Here is a 15,377-nt window from a genome sequence, read left to right on the forward strand (position 1 = left end):
TCAGGTCCTCATCGAGGCGGGCTCGGCGGCGCTCTGCCGCGGCGCCGTGACCAGGTAGGGCCGCACGCTCTTCACGAGCATCGCCATCTCGTACCCGAGGACGGCGGCGTCCGCGTCGCGCCCCGCGAGGACGGCGAGGCAGGTGCCGGAACCCGCGGTGGACACGAACAGGAGCGTCGAGTCCAGCTCCACGACCACTTGGCGCACGTCCCCGCCGTCCCCGAAGCGCAGGCCCGCGCTGCGCCCCAGCGAGTACAGCCCCGAGGCCAGGGCCGCCATGTGGTCGGCGCTGTCCGGGTCGAGGCCGTGGACCGACTTCACGAGTCCGTCGCAGGAGAGCAGGACGGCGCTCCGGGTGTGCGGCACGCGCTGCACGAGGCCGCTCATCAGCCAGTCGAGATCGGATACCTGGCCGGTCGGCGCATCGCTCGCCATGGGGGATCGACTCCTTGAAGTACGGGGGGTTCTCGATGTTCTCGGCGTTGTCGGCGTTGTCGGCGTTGTCGGTGTTGTCGGCGTTGTCGGCGTTGTCGGCGTGAGAGGCGTGGGCTGCGCTCTCGGCGTTGTCGGTGTCGGGGTCAGCCGCTCCGGTCGGCCCTGGCGGTCGGCACGTCGCGCGGCTCGGCCGCCTGCGCGAGGCCGATACCGCGCTGGAAGGCGGCCATCAGCCCCGGGTCGTGACCGACGTGATCGTCCTCAGGACGGGGCGCGCGGGCATCGCGCAACTGGGGCGCGAGATGTTCCTGGGCGCGCCGCCGGGGAAGCTGCGGCCTGCCGACCCGGCCGCGCACGGCCCCGTTCCGGGGCACCGGCGGCGAGGCGGTGTACCGCAGGGCACTCTCCCGGTCCTCGGGCCGGATCCCCGGCACGGCGTCGGCCGGGGTGGGCCGGTCGCCTCGCGGTTCCCGTACGGGCAGGGGGGCCGGCGGGGTGGCGGCGGTGGGCGGGGCGGGGGTCGCGTTCGCGGGGTTCGCGTCCGTGGCGCACGCCGGGTCCGCACCGTACGGGGCCGGGGTCGCGTACGGCGACGCGGCCGGGGGCAGGGCGGGTTCCTGGCGTGGGGGTACGAGGCCGGTCGCGGCGGTCGCGGGTACGGCCCTGGTGGTGGCGCGGGCGGCGGCCGGAGCGTCGTCGTCCTGTGCGGCGCCGAGGAGTTCCTGGGGCACGATCAGGACGGCCTGCACCCCGCCGTAGATGTTGGACTGCAACCGCACCGCGATGCCGTGCCTGCGGGCCAGCGCGGACACGACGAAGAGCCCGATGCGCCCGTCCTGGAGCAGACTCGCGACGTCGACCTGATCGGGGTCGGCGAGCAGCCGGTTCATCCGGTTCTGCTCGGCGAGGGTCATGCCGAGCCCGCGGTCCTCGACCTCGACGGCGAGCCCCGCGGTCACCAGATCGGCGCGCAGCAGGACCTGGGTGTGCGGGGCGGAGAACACGGTGGCGTTCTCGATGAGTTCGGCGAGCAGGTGGATGACGTCGGCGACGACGTGCCCGCGCAGACTGCCCTCGATCGGCGGCACCAGTTTGACCCGGGAGTACTGCTCCACCTCCGCGATGGCGGACCGCAGCACCTCCGTCATGGTCACCGGCCTGCTCCACTGGCGCCGGGACACGGCGCCGCCGAGCACGGCGAGGTTCTCCGCGTGCCGCCGGATGCGGGTGGCGAGGTGGTCGATGTGGAACAGGCCCTTGAGCAGTTCGGGGTCCTCGACGGTGTTCTCCAGCTCGTCGAGGAGGGAGATCTCGCGGTGCACCAGGGACTGAAGCCGCCGGGCGAGATTGACGAAGACCTCCACCTTCTGCTCGCTGCCGGCCTGGCTGGAGAGCTGCGCGGCCTGCACGACGGCGGTGACGGCGCCGTCGTGCGCCCGCGACATCTCCTCGGCGAGCAGCCCGAACTCGTCGGCGTCGCCCGCGGCCGGGCCCGCGTGCCGGGCGGCCTTGGGCCCCCGTGCGAGCGGGGTCCCGCCGCGGCGCAACTGCTCGACGAGTTCGTGCAGCTCCGCCTGGCCACGGGCGGTGGCGCGGCGCAGCCCGACGACACGGTCGCGCATCGACCTGGCGGCCCGGTCGGCGGCGACGGCGGCGACCGCGACGCACCCGAGCCCGAGGACCGCGGCGGCGGAGAGCGCGGCGATCAGCGGCGGACGCGGGCGGTCCCCGGCCGCCTGGAGCAGCGAGAGCACGGCGGCGGTGCCGCACAGGCCCACCGCGACGGCGGGCAGCACGGCGATGCGCAGGAGCTGGGGCCGTATGCGGGCCTCGGGCAGCGGCGGCGCGGCGCGGCTCCCGGACCTGCCGTGCCGGCCGCCCTCCCGGCGGTCTGCGCGTGCTGCCGGTGCGCGAAGGTGAGACATCAGCGTCCTCGGTACGTTGCGACGGACGCCGCGGCGGACCGCTGCGGCGCATCGTCGATGGCATCGCGATGCCGGCCGGCAGGCCCTGATGTGATCCCTGCGTCGCCCGACGGCCACTCACGGTAGTCGGCGACGTGGGACGTGCGGTGGGCAGTTGACCAACTCGGGCGGGCAGCGTCCCGCTCCGGTATGAGCCCTCGCACAGTTGCCCGAAAACGCTCGCACGGTCGAGCGGCGCGGGGTCGCACGTCCGTTCCCCGCACCGTCGGCCGTGCGCCGACCGCGGCTCCGCGCCGGCGGTCGGGCAGGAGGGTCAGCCCACTCCGGCGACCTCGGGGCCGGCGGTGTTCGGCCTCGGCTTGCGCCGGGGCGCGCCCGGACCGCCGTCGGTGACGCCCTCCGCGGGGCTCTCCGAGGGGCTCTCCGCGGCGCCCGCGGCCCCCGGGGCGGCCGGGGTTCCGGAGGCCTCGTGGGCCTTCGCCGCGTCCCCGGCGAAGGCCCGCCACCACGGCAGGTCGGGCACGGAGTCGGACGTCGGCTCGAAGGGCTCGCCGGGGATCGGCAGGGCGACCGGGGCGCCCTCGGCACGGGCCGCGGCCAGCGTGCCCTCGCCCGGCTCCGCCCAGGGGTGCGGCGCGAGGTTGAACGTGCCCCAGTGGATGGGCAGGAACACGCCGTGCGGCCTGCCGCCCTGGAGGTCGAGGTGGGCGCGCATGCCCTCGTCGGGGCGCATGTGGATGTCGGGCCAGAAGTCCGAGTACGCACCGATCTGGATCATCGTGGCGTCGAACGGGCCGTGCTCGGCGCCGATGTCCGCGAACCCGGGGAAGTAGCCGGTGTCCCCGCTGTGGAAGATCCGGTGCTCGGGGCCGCGCACGGTCCAGGACGCCCACAGCGTGTGCTGCTGGTTGCGCAGGCCGCGGCCGCAGAAGTGCCGGGCGGGCGTCGCCGTGAGGGTCAGGCCGCCGATCTCCGTGGACTCGTGCCAGTCGAGCTCGCGCACCCGGTCCGCGGGCACCCCCCAGTGCTCCAGGTGCGCGCCGACGCCGAGCGGCACCGCGAAGACCGTGTCCGTGCCGGCGAGGGCCTTGACGCTGGGCATGTCCAGGTGGTCGTAGTGGTCGTGCGAGATGACGACCGCGTCGACCGGGCCGAGCGCCGCCAGGGGCACCGGCACCGGGTGCAGCCGCTTCGGTCCCGCGAAGGGGAACGGCGAACAGCGCTCGCCCCACACGGGGTCGAAGAGCACCCGGCGCCCGTCGATCTCGGCGAGGACGCTGGAGTGCCCCATCCAGGTGAGCCGGAGCCCGCTCGCCGGGGGCCCGGCGAGGTCGGCGAGGGTCGTCGCGTGCACCGGCACCGGGTACGACGGGGCGCGGCGGGCCCGCTCCTCCTTGCGGAAGTAGATCTTCGCGAACTCCAGGGCGGACCCGGACGGTCTGGTCCTCGCCCCCACCGGGTTCTGGAACGAGCCGTCGGCGAAGTTCGGCGAGCGGCGGATGCGCGCGAGGCGCTCGCCCGTGGGATCCGCACCGAACGCGGCGGACCGCAGCGAACGCAGCCGGGAGCTCGAGAACCGGGACACGGCACCTCCAGAAACAGAATTGCTCAGGCTCCCCCATTATGTGCTCCCCCTCCCCGGCCGCCCCTCGGGCCCGTCCCCGGGCCGGAGGGGGCCCGAGGGGTGGCCACGACCCGGCGAGCACGCGGCGTGCGACCGGCGTGACGTGCGTCATCGCTGCGTGACGCGCGTAGGTAGGGTGCACGGCGTGACAAGAGTGCGGTTGAGCGTGGCGGAGCGGCGGGCGGAGCTGCTGGCCGCCACCGTCGAGCAGATCGAGGTGCGGGGGGTGGCGGCCGTACGCATCGCGGACGTCGCGGCCGTGCTCGGCGTGAGCAACGCCCTGGTCCTGTACCACTTCGCCACCAAGGACGAGCTCGTCGCCGCCGCGTTCGCGCACGCCGCCGAGAGCGATCTGGCCCAGTTGCACAAGGTCCTCGGCCGCCGCACCTCCGCGACGCGCCGACTGCGTGCGGCCGTGCGCTGGTACGCGCCGACGGGTCCGGCCAAGGGGTGGCGGCTGTGGATCGAGGGGTGGGCGTCGGCCCTGCGCGAGCCCGCGCTGCGGTCGGTCACCCGTGATCTTGACCGCCGGTGGAAGGCGGCGCTCGCCGAGGTCATCGGGGAGGGCGTGGCCGCGGGTGAGTTCCGCTGCCCCGACCCCGACGGGGCGGCCCTGCGCCTGACCGCCTTCCTCGACGGCCTCGCCGTCCAGATGACCGCCTACCCCGGCGCGGTCTCCCGCGCCCGGGCCCGCTCCTGGGCGGACGAGGCGCTGGCGCGGGAACTCGGCCTGTCTCCCGCGGACTTCGGCCGCTGACGCCACCCGCCGGCCCCGGCCCCCGCCCTGGATTCGGTCCCGGCCCCTCAGCCCCTCACCGCAACTCGTACACCGCCACCACCGACACCGTGTCCTCGATCTCCCCCGGTGCCAGCGGCACGCCGTCCTGCTTGGCGAAGGCCGCCGGGGAGACCGCGAGGGGGCGGGGGGCGCTCGACTCGGCCTCGTTGAGGGAGACCAGGCGGCCGAGGCTGCTGCCGGTCAGGCTCGCGTAGTGCTCGGCCTTGGCGCGGGCGTCCTCGTGCGCGGCGCGGCGGGCCTGTGCGCGCAGCGGGCGGGCGTCGGCGAGGTCGAAGGACACGCCGTTGATGCGTACGGCGTCCCCAGCGGAGGCCGCCGCCGCCTTGATGACCCGGCCGGTGCGGCGCAGCTCGCGGACCTTCACGCTGAGGCTCTGCGCGGCCCGGTACCCGTTGAGCTTGGACACCCCGCCGCGGTCCTCGTACACGGCCGAGAGCTCCAGGCTGTCCGTGCGGATGTCCCGGTCGGCGACCCGCTGCCCGCGCAGCGCGCCGAGCAGCGCGTCGGCGGCGGCGTGCTGCGCGGCCAGCGCCTTCTCCGCCGTCGGCGCGGTGACCTCCACGGCCAAGCCGACCACGGCCAGGTCGGGCGCGGCGCTGGCGGAGCCCGTACCGGTGACGGTCACCGTGGCCGGGGCGGGCTCGGGGCTGATGACCGCGGAGGTGGCCCCGCCTGCGGGGGCGGCCGCAGCGGGCCCCGCGAGGGCTACGGGCAGCCCGACGACGACCAGCGCGGCCAGCGCTGCGGTGAGCGCGCGCAGGGAGGGGAGCAGCCGCGAGGCCGCGGGCACGGCCGCCCGCAGGGCTGCGGGCACAAGTGGGTGAGGGGCTGCGGGCATGGGCGGGAGTCCTTCCGCTGTGGCGGGCTTCCGCCTGCCCCTGCGGGGACGGCGGCTGGCCGACATCCCAGCACCCGCGCGCCCGCGCACGGCTCCGCCACTCCCGCCCTGTCACCTCACCGGTCCAGCCCGCACCCCCGCGCAGTTCTCAGAGCAGGGGCATCAGGTCGGGGCGCTTCGCCGCGACGTGGTCACCCGACGACTCGCCCCGCAGCCTCCTGCCGATCCACGGAACGAGGTGCTCGCGCGCCCAGTGGATGTCGTCGCGCCGCCCTTCCAGGGGGCCGCGCGGCGGCAGCGGCGGCCAGGGCTGCTCCGGGTCGGCGGGCACCTCGATGCCGAGCACCTGTCCGGCCCGCATGGCGACGCGCGTGTGGCCCTCGGGCGACAGGTGCAGCCGGTCGGCGTCCCAGGCGCGCCGGTCCTGTACGGACTTCAGGGACCACAGGTCGAGCACCGGGCAGCCGTAGCGGTCGGCGACCGCGCGGACGTGGCCGTTGTACGTGGCTATCTTGCCGCGCAGATGCTTGAGGAGCGGCACGCCCCGGGTGTCGAAGCCGGTGGTGACGACGACGGTGCCGACGGCGGACGCGAGGTCCGCGACGGCCGACTCGAAGCGCTCGGCGACCTCGTCGGGGTCGGTGCCGGGGCGGATGATGTCGTTGCCGCCCGCGGCGAACGTGACCACGTCGGGGCCGAGCTCCTTGGCCCGCGGGACCTGGTCCGCGACGATCTGGTCGAGGAGTTTGCCGCGCACGGCGAGATTCGCGTACCGGAAGGAGTGCTCGGGCACGCGGTCGTCGAGCAGGACGGCGAGCCGGTCGGCCCAGCCGACGAAGGCGCCGTCGGGCCCGGGGTCCCCCACGCCTTCGGTGAAGCTGTCGCCGACCGCTGCGTAGGAGGTGTAGGTGTCCGTGATGGCGTGTTTTCTGAAGGTTGTCGACTCTGCTGTCACGTCGTCACATCTTTCCTTCCGCCAAGTGACCTACGCCACCGTAATAAGGGGTTGACGGGGGGTGAGATAAGCCATTGGTCAAGTTTCCACCAACCCGGAATACGCGCCGGAACCCTGGTCGGCCCGCACCCGCCGCAGCCGGAACACCGCCGCGTCCAGGTCGCCGCGCAGTCCGGTGCGCAGCCCGTGGTGGAGCAGCACCGCGCCCCGGTGCACCGCGCCCGTCTCGCGGCACAGATACGCGGCGGCCGGGTCGAGGCCCCGCAGCCTGAGGGGCGCGGGCTCCTGCCCGTACGCCTGCGCGGGGAGCACGGCGAGCACCACGGCCTCGTCCCCGAGCACGTACTGCACAGCGCTCGGCCCGCCGTCGGGGGCGCGCAGGCGGTACAGGTCGCCGAGTTGGACGACGGTCCTGATGTCCTTGTACAGGGCGATCCACGCGCGGGCCTCGGCGAGTTCGTCCGCGCTCCAGCGGGTCAGGTCGCCGCCGATGCCGAGTACCCCGGCGAGGGCGCTGACGAAGCGGAGGCGGAGCGGGCTGACGCGGCCGTTGAGCTGGGTGTTGGGGCTGTCGGTGACCCAGGCGGCCATGGCGCGCGCGGGGTGGAGCTGGCTGAAGCCGTGCTGGATGGCGAGCCGGTCGAGGGGGTCGGTGTTGTCGGACGTCCAGACCTGGTCGGTACGGGCGAGGACGCCGAGGTCGACGCGGCCGCCACCGCCCGAGCAGGACTCGAAGGCGACGCCGGGGTGCGCGGCCCGCAGCCGGTCGAGCAGGTCGTAGAAGGCGTGCACGTGCGCGTCCCACAGCCGCTGCGGATCCGGCGCGCCGGGCCAGCCCGGGTCGGTGAAGCAGCGGTTGAAGTCCCATTTCACATAGTCGATCGGGGCGGAGGACAGCAGGGCGTCGAGGCGTTCCCACAGGTGGGCCCGGACGTCGTCGCGGGCCAGGTTGAGGACGAGCTGGTTGCGGTACTCGGTGCGGGTGCGGCCGGGGTGGTGCTGCACCCAGTCGGGGTGGGCGCGGTACAGGTCGCTGTCGGCGTTGACCATCTCCGGCTCGACCCAGATCCCGAACCGCATGCCGAGGGCGTGCACCTCCTCGGCGAGCGGCGCGAGCCCGTGCGGGAAGCGGTCGGGGTTGGGCGTCCAGTCGCCGAGACCCGCCCGGTCGGACACCCGCGCCCCGAACCACGCGTCGTCGACGACGAACAGCTCCACGCCGAGCGCGGCGGCGCGCCCGGCGAGCTCCCGCTGCTGCTCCTCGCAGATGTCGAAGCCGGTGGCCTCCCAGGAGTTGTAGAGCACTGGCCGCACCTCGCCCCCGTACGGGATGACGTGCTCGCGCTGGTACGCGTGCCAGGCGCGGCTCGCCCCACCGAACCCGCGCCCGCTCCACAGCCCCGCGAAGACGGGCGTGACGACGGTGGCGCCGGGTGCGAGCCGCAGCTGCCCGGAGTCGTCGTGCCCGCTGCCGCCGGTGATCTGCACGGCGCCGTCCGGGAGTTGGTGCACGGCGATCCGCCACGACCCCGACCAGGCGAGGGCGCAGCCGTAGACCTCGCCGTGCTCCTCGGTGGCGCCGTCCGCGTCGAGGGCCACCCAGGGCAGGTGCTGATGCCCGGTGTGCCCGCGCCTGCTGCCGATGACCCGCTCGCCGTAGGTGAGTTCGGACCGCTGGAGGCGGGACTCCGCGGCCCAGCGTCCGTGCAGCTGCGACAGGCGCCAGTGCTCGCGCACGGGCAGGGTCCAGGTCGCGGAGTCGGCGCGCAGGATGTCGAGAGCGGGGGCACCCGCGGGGCCCTCGTGGCCGAGGGCCACGTACCGCTCCACGACGTCGCCGCGCATCCGGTAGCCGAGCGTGATCCGGAGCCGGTGCACGGCGTCGGTGAAGGTCAGCGTCAGTTCGTCCGTGTCGCTGTACGAGGTCGCGAAGGACCATTCGGTGCCGCGCACCCCGGCGCCGCGCACCGAGAGGGCGGGCCGCACGAAGCGGGGGCCGCCCTCGACGGGGTACTCCTCGTGCCCGTCGAGCCGGGACTCGAAGGGCCGCTCGGGAGGCACCGGCGCGGCGGCCAGTGCCTCGGCGTCCGCGAGCGCGATGCGCGGGCCCCAGTGCAGATGCAGCAGCTCGTCACGGTCCGTGAGGCGCAGGGCGTAGCTGCTGGCGGGGCCCGAGAGGAGCCAGGTACGGGCGTCCGCGCCGACTTCGATCACCACACCTCCACAGCCGCCGGGGAGCCGCCGGGACGGATCCGCACAGGTATGCCCGGCACGCCCGGGTACGCACATCTTCGAGCCCCTGCGTCCGCCGGGCAACGTCTGCGTACTCCCGCGCGCACGGTCCCGGCGCGCCCCGCGGGGGCCTCCGGTCACCCCTGCGGCACGACTGATTGCCTCAGGAACCCATGTCGTATCGTCGAAGGCGCAACAAAGCCGCAACATTCGCCGATGCCGCAACGATTCGCCGAGGGCGCCACGACCGGCGCGTGCCGCCGCCCGAGCAGGAGGAGCCCCAGTGACGCAGCAGGTCCCGTCGACCGAGCCCGATCTCGCAGGCGTGCGCAACTTCCGTGACGTGGGCGGGCTGCCGACGGTGGACGGCCGCAGGACGCGGTACGGCGTGCTGTTCCGCAGCGGCCATCTCGCGCACGCCACGGCCGCCGACGCGGCGTTCCTCACCTCGCTCGGCCTGCACACGGTCTTCGACTTCCGCAACGCCGCCGACCAGCGTCTGGAGGGCCCGGACGTGGAACTGCCGGGCGTGCGGAACGTGAACCTGCCGCTGTCCGACCCCGCGGACGGCGCCGCGTTCTGGAAGATGGTCCGCGACGGCGACCTGGACCAGCTGCGCACGGCGCTGTCCGACGGGCGGGCCGCGGGCCGGATGTCCTCCTCGTACCGCACGATCATCAGGGAGCGCACGGCCGAGCACGGTCAGGTCCTCGGCGCGCTCGCCGAGGACAGCGTTCCCGCGCTCATGCACTGTGCGGCGGGCAAGGACCGGGCGGGCCTCTCCATAGCCGTGACGCTGCTCGCGGTCGGCGTGGAGCGCGACGCGATCCTGGCGGACTACCTGAAGTCGAACGCCGCGCACCGCCGGTACAAGGTGCGCCGCAGCAGCTCGGCGGCGGACGCGATGTCCCCCGAGGTCCTGGAGCTCCTGAGCCCGCTGTTCGACGCCCGCGCCGAGTATCTGGCGGCGGCCTTCGAGACCGTCGAGCAGACCTGGGGCGACACCGAGACCTACCTCACGCGCGGCCTCGGCCTCACGCCGGGAACACGGGAGCGGCTGCGCGAGCGCCTGCTGGACTGACGGCCGGGCCCGGCCGCCGCGGGCCGCACGGGCCCCACCGGCCTCACTGGTTCTTGCCGCCGAGCACGAACAGCAGATAGACGAAGAACGCGAACACGTGCCCCACGGCCACATAGATGATCAGCCGGACCCACAGGGCGCGGGGGAACTTCTCCTCCAGGGCCATCCGGCGCTCGGGCTCCCGCGGTTCAGATTCCGTCATGTCTGCCTCCCTGGGTGGTGCCGCCGAGACACAGCGCGGTGGCGGGGCTCTGCAGCAAGGTGTGGACGAAGAGGAAGTCGGCCCCGCCGGGGTCGGCGGCGGCGATCCGGTGCGGGGTCAGCGAGTCGAAGTGCGCGCTGTCCCCGGGGGCGAGCGTGTACGCGGTGTCGCCGAGCCTGAGCCGCAGCCGCCCCGTGAGGACGTACAGCCACTCCTCGCCCGCGTGCACCCGCACGATGTCGCCCTGCGCGCCGTGCGGGACGTGCACGCGCAGCGCCTGCATGCCCCGGCCGGGCGCGCCGGCCTGCCAGTACGTCCAGCCGCCGGCCGCCGTGGGTTCCATGTCCGGGGCGCGGACGACGGCGTCCCGGTCCGCGGGCGCCTCGCCGAGCAGCTCGGAGACCGTCGTACCGTAGGTACGGGCCAGCGCGAGGAGCATGGGCAGCGACGGCTGGCGCTGTCCGGTCTCCAGGCGGGAGAGGTGCGCGGGCGAGAGACCGGCCGCGCGGGCCGCCGCCTCCAGGGTGAGGGCGGCGCGGCGGCGCAGCTCCCGGAGCTGGGGGGCGACGGCGGGCAGGGCGTCGACCGCAGGTACCGCTTCGGCGGGATCGGCGGAATTGGCGGGGTTCATGCTCCGATTCAGCCAGAGCGTTGCCTCAGGGGCAACTTTCTTGCCTCTGAGGCAAAAACCTTCGGGGAGTCTTCGGGGAGGTTTCGGGCAGTCTTCGGAAAGCCTTCGGAGAGTCGCCCCTGGGGGCCGTCTACTTGCCGGCGACCGCCTGCTTCACCAGTGTCCTGCCGAAGTCCCACATCAGCCCGCCGCCGCCGTGCGCGTCCTCCATCACGGCGGTGAAGGCCTCGACGAACCGGTCGACCTCCCGCTCCCCCACCGTGAGCGGCGGGATCAGCTTGATGACCTCCAGGTGGTCGCCGGAGACCTGGGTGAGGATGCGGTGCTTCTGGAGCAGCGGTACGACCACCATCTGCGCGAACAGGCCCTTGCGCGCCGCCTGGAGCATCGCCCAGCGGCTGCGCAGCTTCAGCGACCGTGGCCTGCCGAACTCGATGCCGACCATGAGGCCGCGCCCGCGCACCTCCCTCAGCAGCTCGTAGCGGTCGACGAGGGCGGCGAGCCGTGACTTCAGGAGCTCCCCCGTCACCCGCGCGTTCTCGACGACCTTCTCGTCCCGCATGACCGCGAGGACGGCGAGCCCCGCCGCCATGGCCTGCGCGTTGGACCCGAAGCTCGCCGAGTGCACGAGGACGCGGTCCATCGACGAGTAGACCTTCTTGAAGATCCAGTCCTTGCCGAGGGTCGCGCCGACCGGCACATAGCCGCCGGACAGCGCCTTGGCCACGCACACCAGGTCGGGCTCGACGCCCTCCTCGTGCTGGTAGGCGTAGAAGGCGCCGGTCCTGCCGAGGCCCGTCTGCACCTCGTCGGCGATGAGGAGCGCCTTGTGCCGGTGCAGCAGTTCCTGCGCGGCGCGCAGATAGCCCGGCGGCGCCTCGTGCACGCCCTTGCCCTGGACGGGCTCGACGATCAGCGCGGCGACGTCCCCGCGGGCCAGCTCGCGGCGCAGCGCGTCGAGGTCGCCGAGCGGCACCGCCGTGTCGGGGAGCAGCGGGGCGAAGCCGTCCCGGAAACCGGTCTCGCCGTTCACCGAGAGGGAGCCGGTGGTCAGACCGTGGAAGGCGTGCGCGCAGTAGAGCACGCGGGGTCTGCCGGTGGCGTACCTGGCGAACTTCAGGGCCGTCTCCACGGCCTCGGTGCCGCTGTTGCCGAAGAACACCCGGTCCAGGTGCGGGCTGTGGGTGAGCAGTCGCTCGGCGAGCAGGCCCGGCAGCGGCTGGCAGTCGAAGCGGGTCAGGTCGGCGAGGGAGGCGTCGAGGACGTCGTGCAGGGCCTTGCGGACCACGGGGTGGTGCCGGCCGAGGCCCATGACGCCGAACCCGGCGAGCATGTCCAGGTAGTCGTTGCCGTCGGCGTCCCAGAAGTACGCGCCCTCGGCCCGCTCGTAGACCTTGTCGAAGCCGATGGTGTGCAGCATGCGCGGCAGCTGGTGGTTGAGGTACCGGGCATGCAGGTCGTACCGCTCACCGCCACGCGCGGCGAGCAGCCCTCCGAGATCGAACCCCTTGCCCACACCGCCCACGCCCGACCCGCCCGTGTCGCCCACACTTGGCCCGTGCGTGTCGCCCACACTTGGCCCGCCCGTACCGGCCGCGCCCGACCCGCCCGTGCCGACCACGCCCGAGTCACCCGTACCGGCCACGCCTGGCCCGCCCGTGTCGCCCACACCTGGCCCGTGCGTGTCGCCCACGCCCGGCCCGCCCGTGTCCGCCACGCCCGACTCACCCGTACCGGACACACCTGACCCGCCCGTGTCCACCACGCCCGACCCACCCGTACCGGACACACCTGACCCACCCGTGTCCACCACGCCCGACCCACCCGTGTCGCCCACGCCCGCCCCCCCCGTGTCCGCCACGCCCGACCCACCCGTACCGGACACACCTGACCCGCCCGTATCCGCCACGCCCGACCCACCCGTACCGGACACACCTGACCCACCCGTGTCGGCCACGCCCGGCCCGCCCGTGCCGGCCACGCCCGCCCCACTCGCACCAGCCATGCCCGGTTCTCCTCGGCTCGCACTCGTCATGCTCGGTTCTCCTCGGCGGACGCCGCGGCCGTGCTCGCCCCGCCGGGCGTGTCGGCTGTTCCCGCCCCGCGGGGCGCCGCAGCTTCACCCACCTCGCCGGGCGCGTCGGCCGCACCCGCCCCGCCGGGCACCGCGGCCTTCTTCCTGCGGGCCGCCGCAGGCCTCTTCCGGCCCTTGGGGGCGGTCCTCTCCTGGCCAGGCACCACGGCCCGAGTGCCCGAACCCGCCACCCCGGTGGCGCCCTTGCGGGCAAGCGTCGCGCCGATGCTCCCCGCGATCTCGACGGGGGTGAGCCCCAGGTCCGCCAGCACCTCGCCGCGCTTGGCGTGCGCCAGGAACTGTTCGGGTACGCCGAAGCGCCGCACGGGTACGTCCACCTCGGCCTCCCCCAGGGCCAGCGCGACCGCCGAGCCGACCCCGGCCGCCTTGCTGTTGTCCTCGACGACCGCCACGAGCCGGTGGCGCGCCGCCAGCGGGGGCAGCTCCGGGTCGACGGGCTTCACCCAGCGCGGGTCGACCACCGTGCAGCCGATGCCGCGCTCCGCGAGGAGCTCGGCGGCCTGGAGGCACACGGGCGCCATCACGCCGACGGCGACGAGCAGGACGTCGGCGCCGTCGACGCCGTCGAGACCATCGGCGCCGACGGTTCCGGCACCTGCACCGGCACCGGCACCGACCTCCCCGCGCAGCACGTCCATCCCCCCGACCCGCCCCACGGCGGGAATCGCCGGGCCCACCGACTCCTTCGGGAACCGCAGCAGCGTCGGCGCGTCGTCGACGGCGACGGCCTCGCGCAGCTGGGACCGGAGCTGGTCGGCGTCGCGGGGCGCGGCGATCCTGAGGCCGGGGACGACCTGGAGGACGGACAGGTCCCACATGCCGTTGTGCGAGGCGCCGTCGACACCGGTGATCCCGGCCCGGTCGAGGACGAACGTCACCCCGCACCGGTGCAGCGCGACATCCATCAGGAGCTGGTCGAAGGCGCGGTTGAGGAAGGTGGCGTAGACGGCGACGACGGGGTGCAGCCCGCCCGTGGCGAGCCCGGCGGCGGCGACAGCGGCGTGCTGCTCGGCGATCCCGACGTCCCACACCCGGTCCGGATAGGCCTCGGCGAACGCGGTGAGCCCCACCGGGTGCAGCATGGCCGCCGTGATCGCCACGACGTCCTCGCGCTCGGCGCCGATCCGCACGATCTCCTCGCCGAACACCGAGGTCCAGGAGGGCCCGCCCGCCGGAGCGAGCGGCTCGCAGGTGAGCGGGTCCATGACGCCGACGGTGTGGAAGCGGTCCGCCTCGTCGGCGAGGGCGGGCTCGTAGCCGCGGCCCTTCTCGGTCAGGCAGTGCACGAGCACCGGCCCGTGGAAGCGTTTCGCACGCCGCAGCGCCGACTCGACGGCTTTGGTGTCGTGGCCGTCGATGGGCCCCACGTACTTCAGGCCCAGGTCCTCGAACATGCCCTGCGGCGCGAAGGCGTCCTTGAAGCCCTTCTTGGCGCCGTGCAGCGACTCGTACAGGGTGCGGCCGATCAGGGGCGTGCGCTGCAGGACGTCCTTGCCCCAGGCGAGGACCTGCTCGTAGCTGTCGGTGGTGCGCAGGGTCGCGAGATGGTTGGCGAGGCCGCCGATGGTGGGCGCGTAGGAGCGCTCGTTGTCGTTCACGACGATGATCAGCGGCCGGTCCTTGGCGGCCGCGATGTTGTTCAGTGCCTCCCAGGCCATGCCGCCGGTGAGCGCCCCGTCGCCGATGACGGCCACGACGTGCCCGTGCTCGCCGAGCACCTGGTGGGCCTTGGCGAGGCCGTCGGCCCAGCCGAGGGCGGTCGAGGCGTGGCTGTTCTCGACGATGTCGTGCACGGACTCCGCACGCGAGGGATAGCCGGACAGGCCGCCCTTGCCGCGCAGCTTCGAGAAGTCCTGACGACCCGTCAGCAGCTTGTGCACGTAACTCTGGTGGCCGGTGTCCCACACGATGCGGTCGACCGGCGACTCGAAGACCCGGTGCAGGGCGATGGTGAGCTCCACCACCCCCAGGTTGGGCCCGAGATGGCCGCCGGTCCTGGCGACCGCGTGCACCAGGAACTCCCGGATCTCCGCCGCCAGCTCACCCAGTTCGGCCTCGGACAGCGCCTTCAGGTCGCGCGGCCCCCTGATCGTCTCCAGGATGGTCATGCTCGGGCCCCCTTACTGATTGATCGACTCACCGTCTCACTGGTCGTACGACGCGCTCACCGGCCGACCGTGACGTCGGGTGTCCCGGACGGGACACCCTCGGCCGCCATCTGCTCGGCGATCTTCATGGCCTCGTCGATCAGGGTCTCCACGATCTTCGACTCCGGCACGGTCTTGATGACCTCGCCCTTCACGAAGATCTGCCCCTTGCCGTTGCCCGACGCCACACCCAGATCCGCCTCACGCGCCTCACCCGGACCATTCACCACACAGCCCATCACCGCCACGCGCAGCGGCACCTCCATACCCTCAAGCCCGGCCGTCACCTCGTCGGCCAGCTTGTACACATCCACCTGCGCACGCCCGCACGAAGGACACGACACGATCTCCAGACGCCGCTGACGCAGATTCAGCGACTCCAGGATCTGGATACCGACCTTGACCTCCTCCGC

General features: G+C 73.9%; 11 protein-coding genes and 2 pseudogenes. 2 read left to right on the forward strand and 11 right to left on the reverse strand.

Annotated features, from left to right (window positions below):
* From GPA10_RS10510 to GPA10_RS10520, 3 genes are all read right to left on the reverse strand, one after another.
* Entirely contained in the window at positions 1-435 is a 435-nt protein-coding gene (locus GPA10_RS10510; RefSeq protein WP_058847402.1) for a roadblock/LC7 domain-containing protein, read from the reverse strand.
* 143 nt (positions 436-578) lie between these two features.
* Positions 579-2,360: a sensor histidine kinase gene (locus GPA10_RS10515; protein WP_157165206.1), complete on the reverse strand. Its 1,782-nt coding sequence runs from the start codon at positions 2,358-2,360 to the stop codon at positions 579-581.
* 313 nt (positions 2,361-2,673) lie between these two features.
* A complete protein-coding gene (locus GPA10_RS10520) occupies positions 2,674-3,945 on the reverse strand; it encodes an MBL fold metallo-hydrolase (protein ID WP_343040630.1) in 1,272 nt (423 codons plus the stop codon).
* 184 nt (positions 3,946-4,129) lie between these two features.
* Here GPA10_RS10520 and GPA10_RS10525 point away from each other — a divergent pair, with 184 nt between their 5' ends.
* Positions 4,130-4,741 carry a TetR/AcrR family transcriptional regulator gene (locus GPA10_RS10525; RefSeq protein ID WP_343040632.1) on the forward strand — a complete coding sequence of 204 codons (612 nt, stop codon included), beginning with the start codon at positions 4,130-4,132 and terminating at the stop codon, positions 4,739-4,741.
* Positions 4,742-4,796: 55 nt separating this feature from the next.
* On the opposite strand, the gene GPA10_RS10530 is transcribed toward GPA10_RS10525, so the two are convergent.
* The 3 genes from GPA10_RS10530 to GPA10_RS10540 form a co-directional block, all read right to left on the reverse strand.
* Positions 4,797-5,621, reverse strand: a complete 825-nt coding sequence (locus GPA10_RS10530; protein WP_246258975.1) for an SIMPL domain-containing protein — start codon at positions 5,619-5,621, stop codon at positions 4,797-4,799.
* A 148-nt stretch (positions 5,622-5,769) separates the two neighbouring features.
* A complete protein-coding gene (locus GPA10_RS10535) occupies positions 5,770-6,576 on the reverse strand; it encodes an SGNH/GDSL hydrolase family protein (protein WP_058847406.1) in 807 nt (268 codons plus the stop codon).
* A gap of 78 nt (positions 6,577-6,654) precedes the next feature.
* Positions 6,655-8,790, reverse strand: a complete 2,136-nt coding sequence (locus GPA10_RS10540; protein WP_343040633.1) for an alpha-galactosidase — start codon at positions 8,788-8,790, stop codon at positions 6,655-6,657.
* Between the two features lie 301 nt (positions 8,791-9,091).
* Between GPA10_RS10540 and GPA10_RS10545 the strand changes: the two genes are divergently transcribed.
* Positions 9,092-9,889, forward strand: a complete 798-nt coding sequence (locus GPA10_RS10545; protein WP_343040634.1) for a tyrosine-protein phosphatase — start codon at positions 9,092-9,094, stop codon at positions 9,887-9,889.
* 43 nt (positions 9,890-9,932) lie between these two features.
* On the opposite strand, the gene GPA10_RS10550 is transcribed toward GPA10_RS10545, so the two are convergent.
* From GPA10_RS10550 to GPA10_RS10570, 5 genes and pseudogenes are all read right to left on the reverse strand, one after another.
* Positions 9,933-10,055, reverse strand: a complete 123-nt coding sequence (locus GPA10_RS10550) for a DUF6126 family protein (RefSeq protein WP_058847409.1) — start codon at positions 10,053-10,055, stop codon at positions 9,933-9,935.
* Positions 10,056-10,077: 22 nt separating this feature from the next.
* The gene (locus GPA10_RS10555; RefSeq protein WP_157165208.1) at positions 10,078-10,722 is read right to left on the reverse strand and encodes a helix-turn-helix domain-containing protein; all 645 of its coding nucleotides are present in this window, start codon (positions 10,720-10,722) and stop codon (positions 10,078-10,080) included.
* 130 nt (positions 10,723-10,852) lie between these two features.
* A complete protein-coding gene (locus GPA10_RS10560) occupies positions 10,853-12,247 on the reverse strand; it encodes an aspartate aminotransferase family protein (RefSeq protein ID WP_425505714.1) in 1,395 nt (464 codons plus the stop codon).
* A 758-nt stretch (positions 12,248-13,005) separates the two neighbouring features.
* Positions 13,006-14,925 (reverse strand): annotated as a pseudogene (gene dxs, locus GPA10_RS10565) (1-deoxy-D-xylulose-5-phosphate synthase); the annotation flags it as partial.
* 56 nt (positions 14,926-14,981) lie between these two features.
* Positions 14,982-15,377 (reverse strand): annotated as a pseudogene (locus tag GPA10_RS10570) (flavodoxin-dependent (E)-4-hydroxy-3-methylbut-2-enyl-diphosphate synthase); the annotation flags it as partial.

This window comes from Streptomyces typhae (assembly GCF_009755605.1).
Classification (GTDB): domain Bacteria; phylum Actinomycetota; class Actinomycetes; order Streptomycetales; family Streptomycetaceae; genus Streptomyces; species Streptomyces typhae.

Excerpts from the sequence above, each read along its gene's own strand:
- GPA10_RS10515 (WP_157165206.1), bottom strand. The coding sequence starts at position 2,360 with ATGTCTCACCTTCGCGCACCGGCAGCACGCGCAGACCGCCGGGAGGGC.
- GPA10_RS10530 (WP_246258975.1), bottom strand. The coding sequence starts at position 5,621 with ATGCCCGCAGCCCCTCACCCACTTGTGCCCGCAGCCCTGCGGGCGGCC.
- GPA10_RS10550 (WP_058847409.1), bottom strand. The coding sequence starts at position 10,055 with ATGGCCCTGGAGGAGAAGTTCCCCCGCGCCCTGTGGGTCCGGCTGATC.
- GPA10_RS10555 (WP_157165208.1), bottom strand. The coding sequence starts at position 10,722 with ATGAACCCCGCCAATTCCGCCGATCCCGCCGAAGCGGTACCTGCGGTC.
- GPA10_RS10510 (WP_058847402.1), bottom strand. The coding sequence starts at position 435 with ATGGCGAGCGATGCGCCGACCGGCCAGGTATCCGATCTCGACTGGCTG.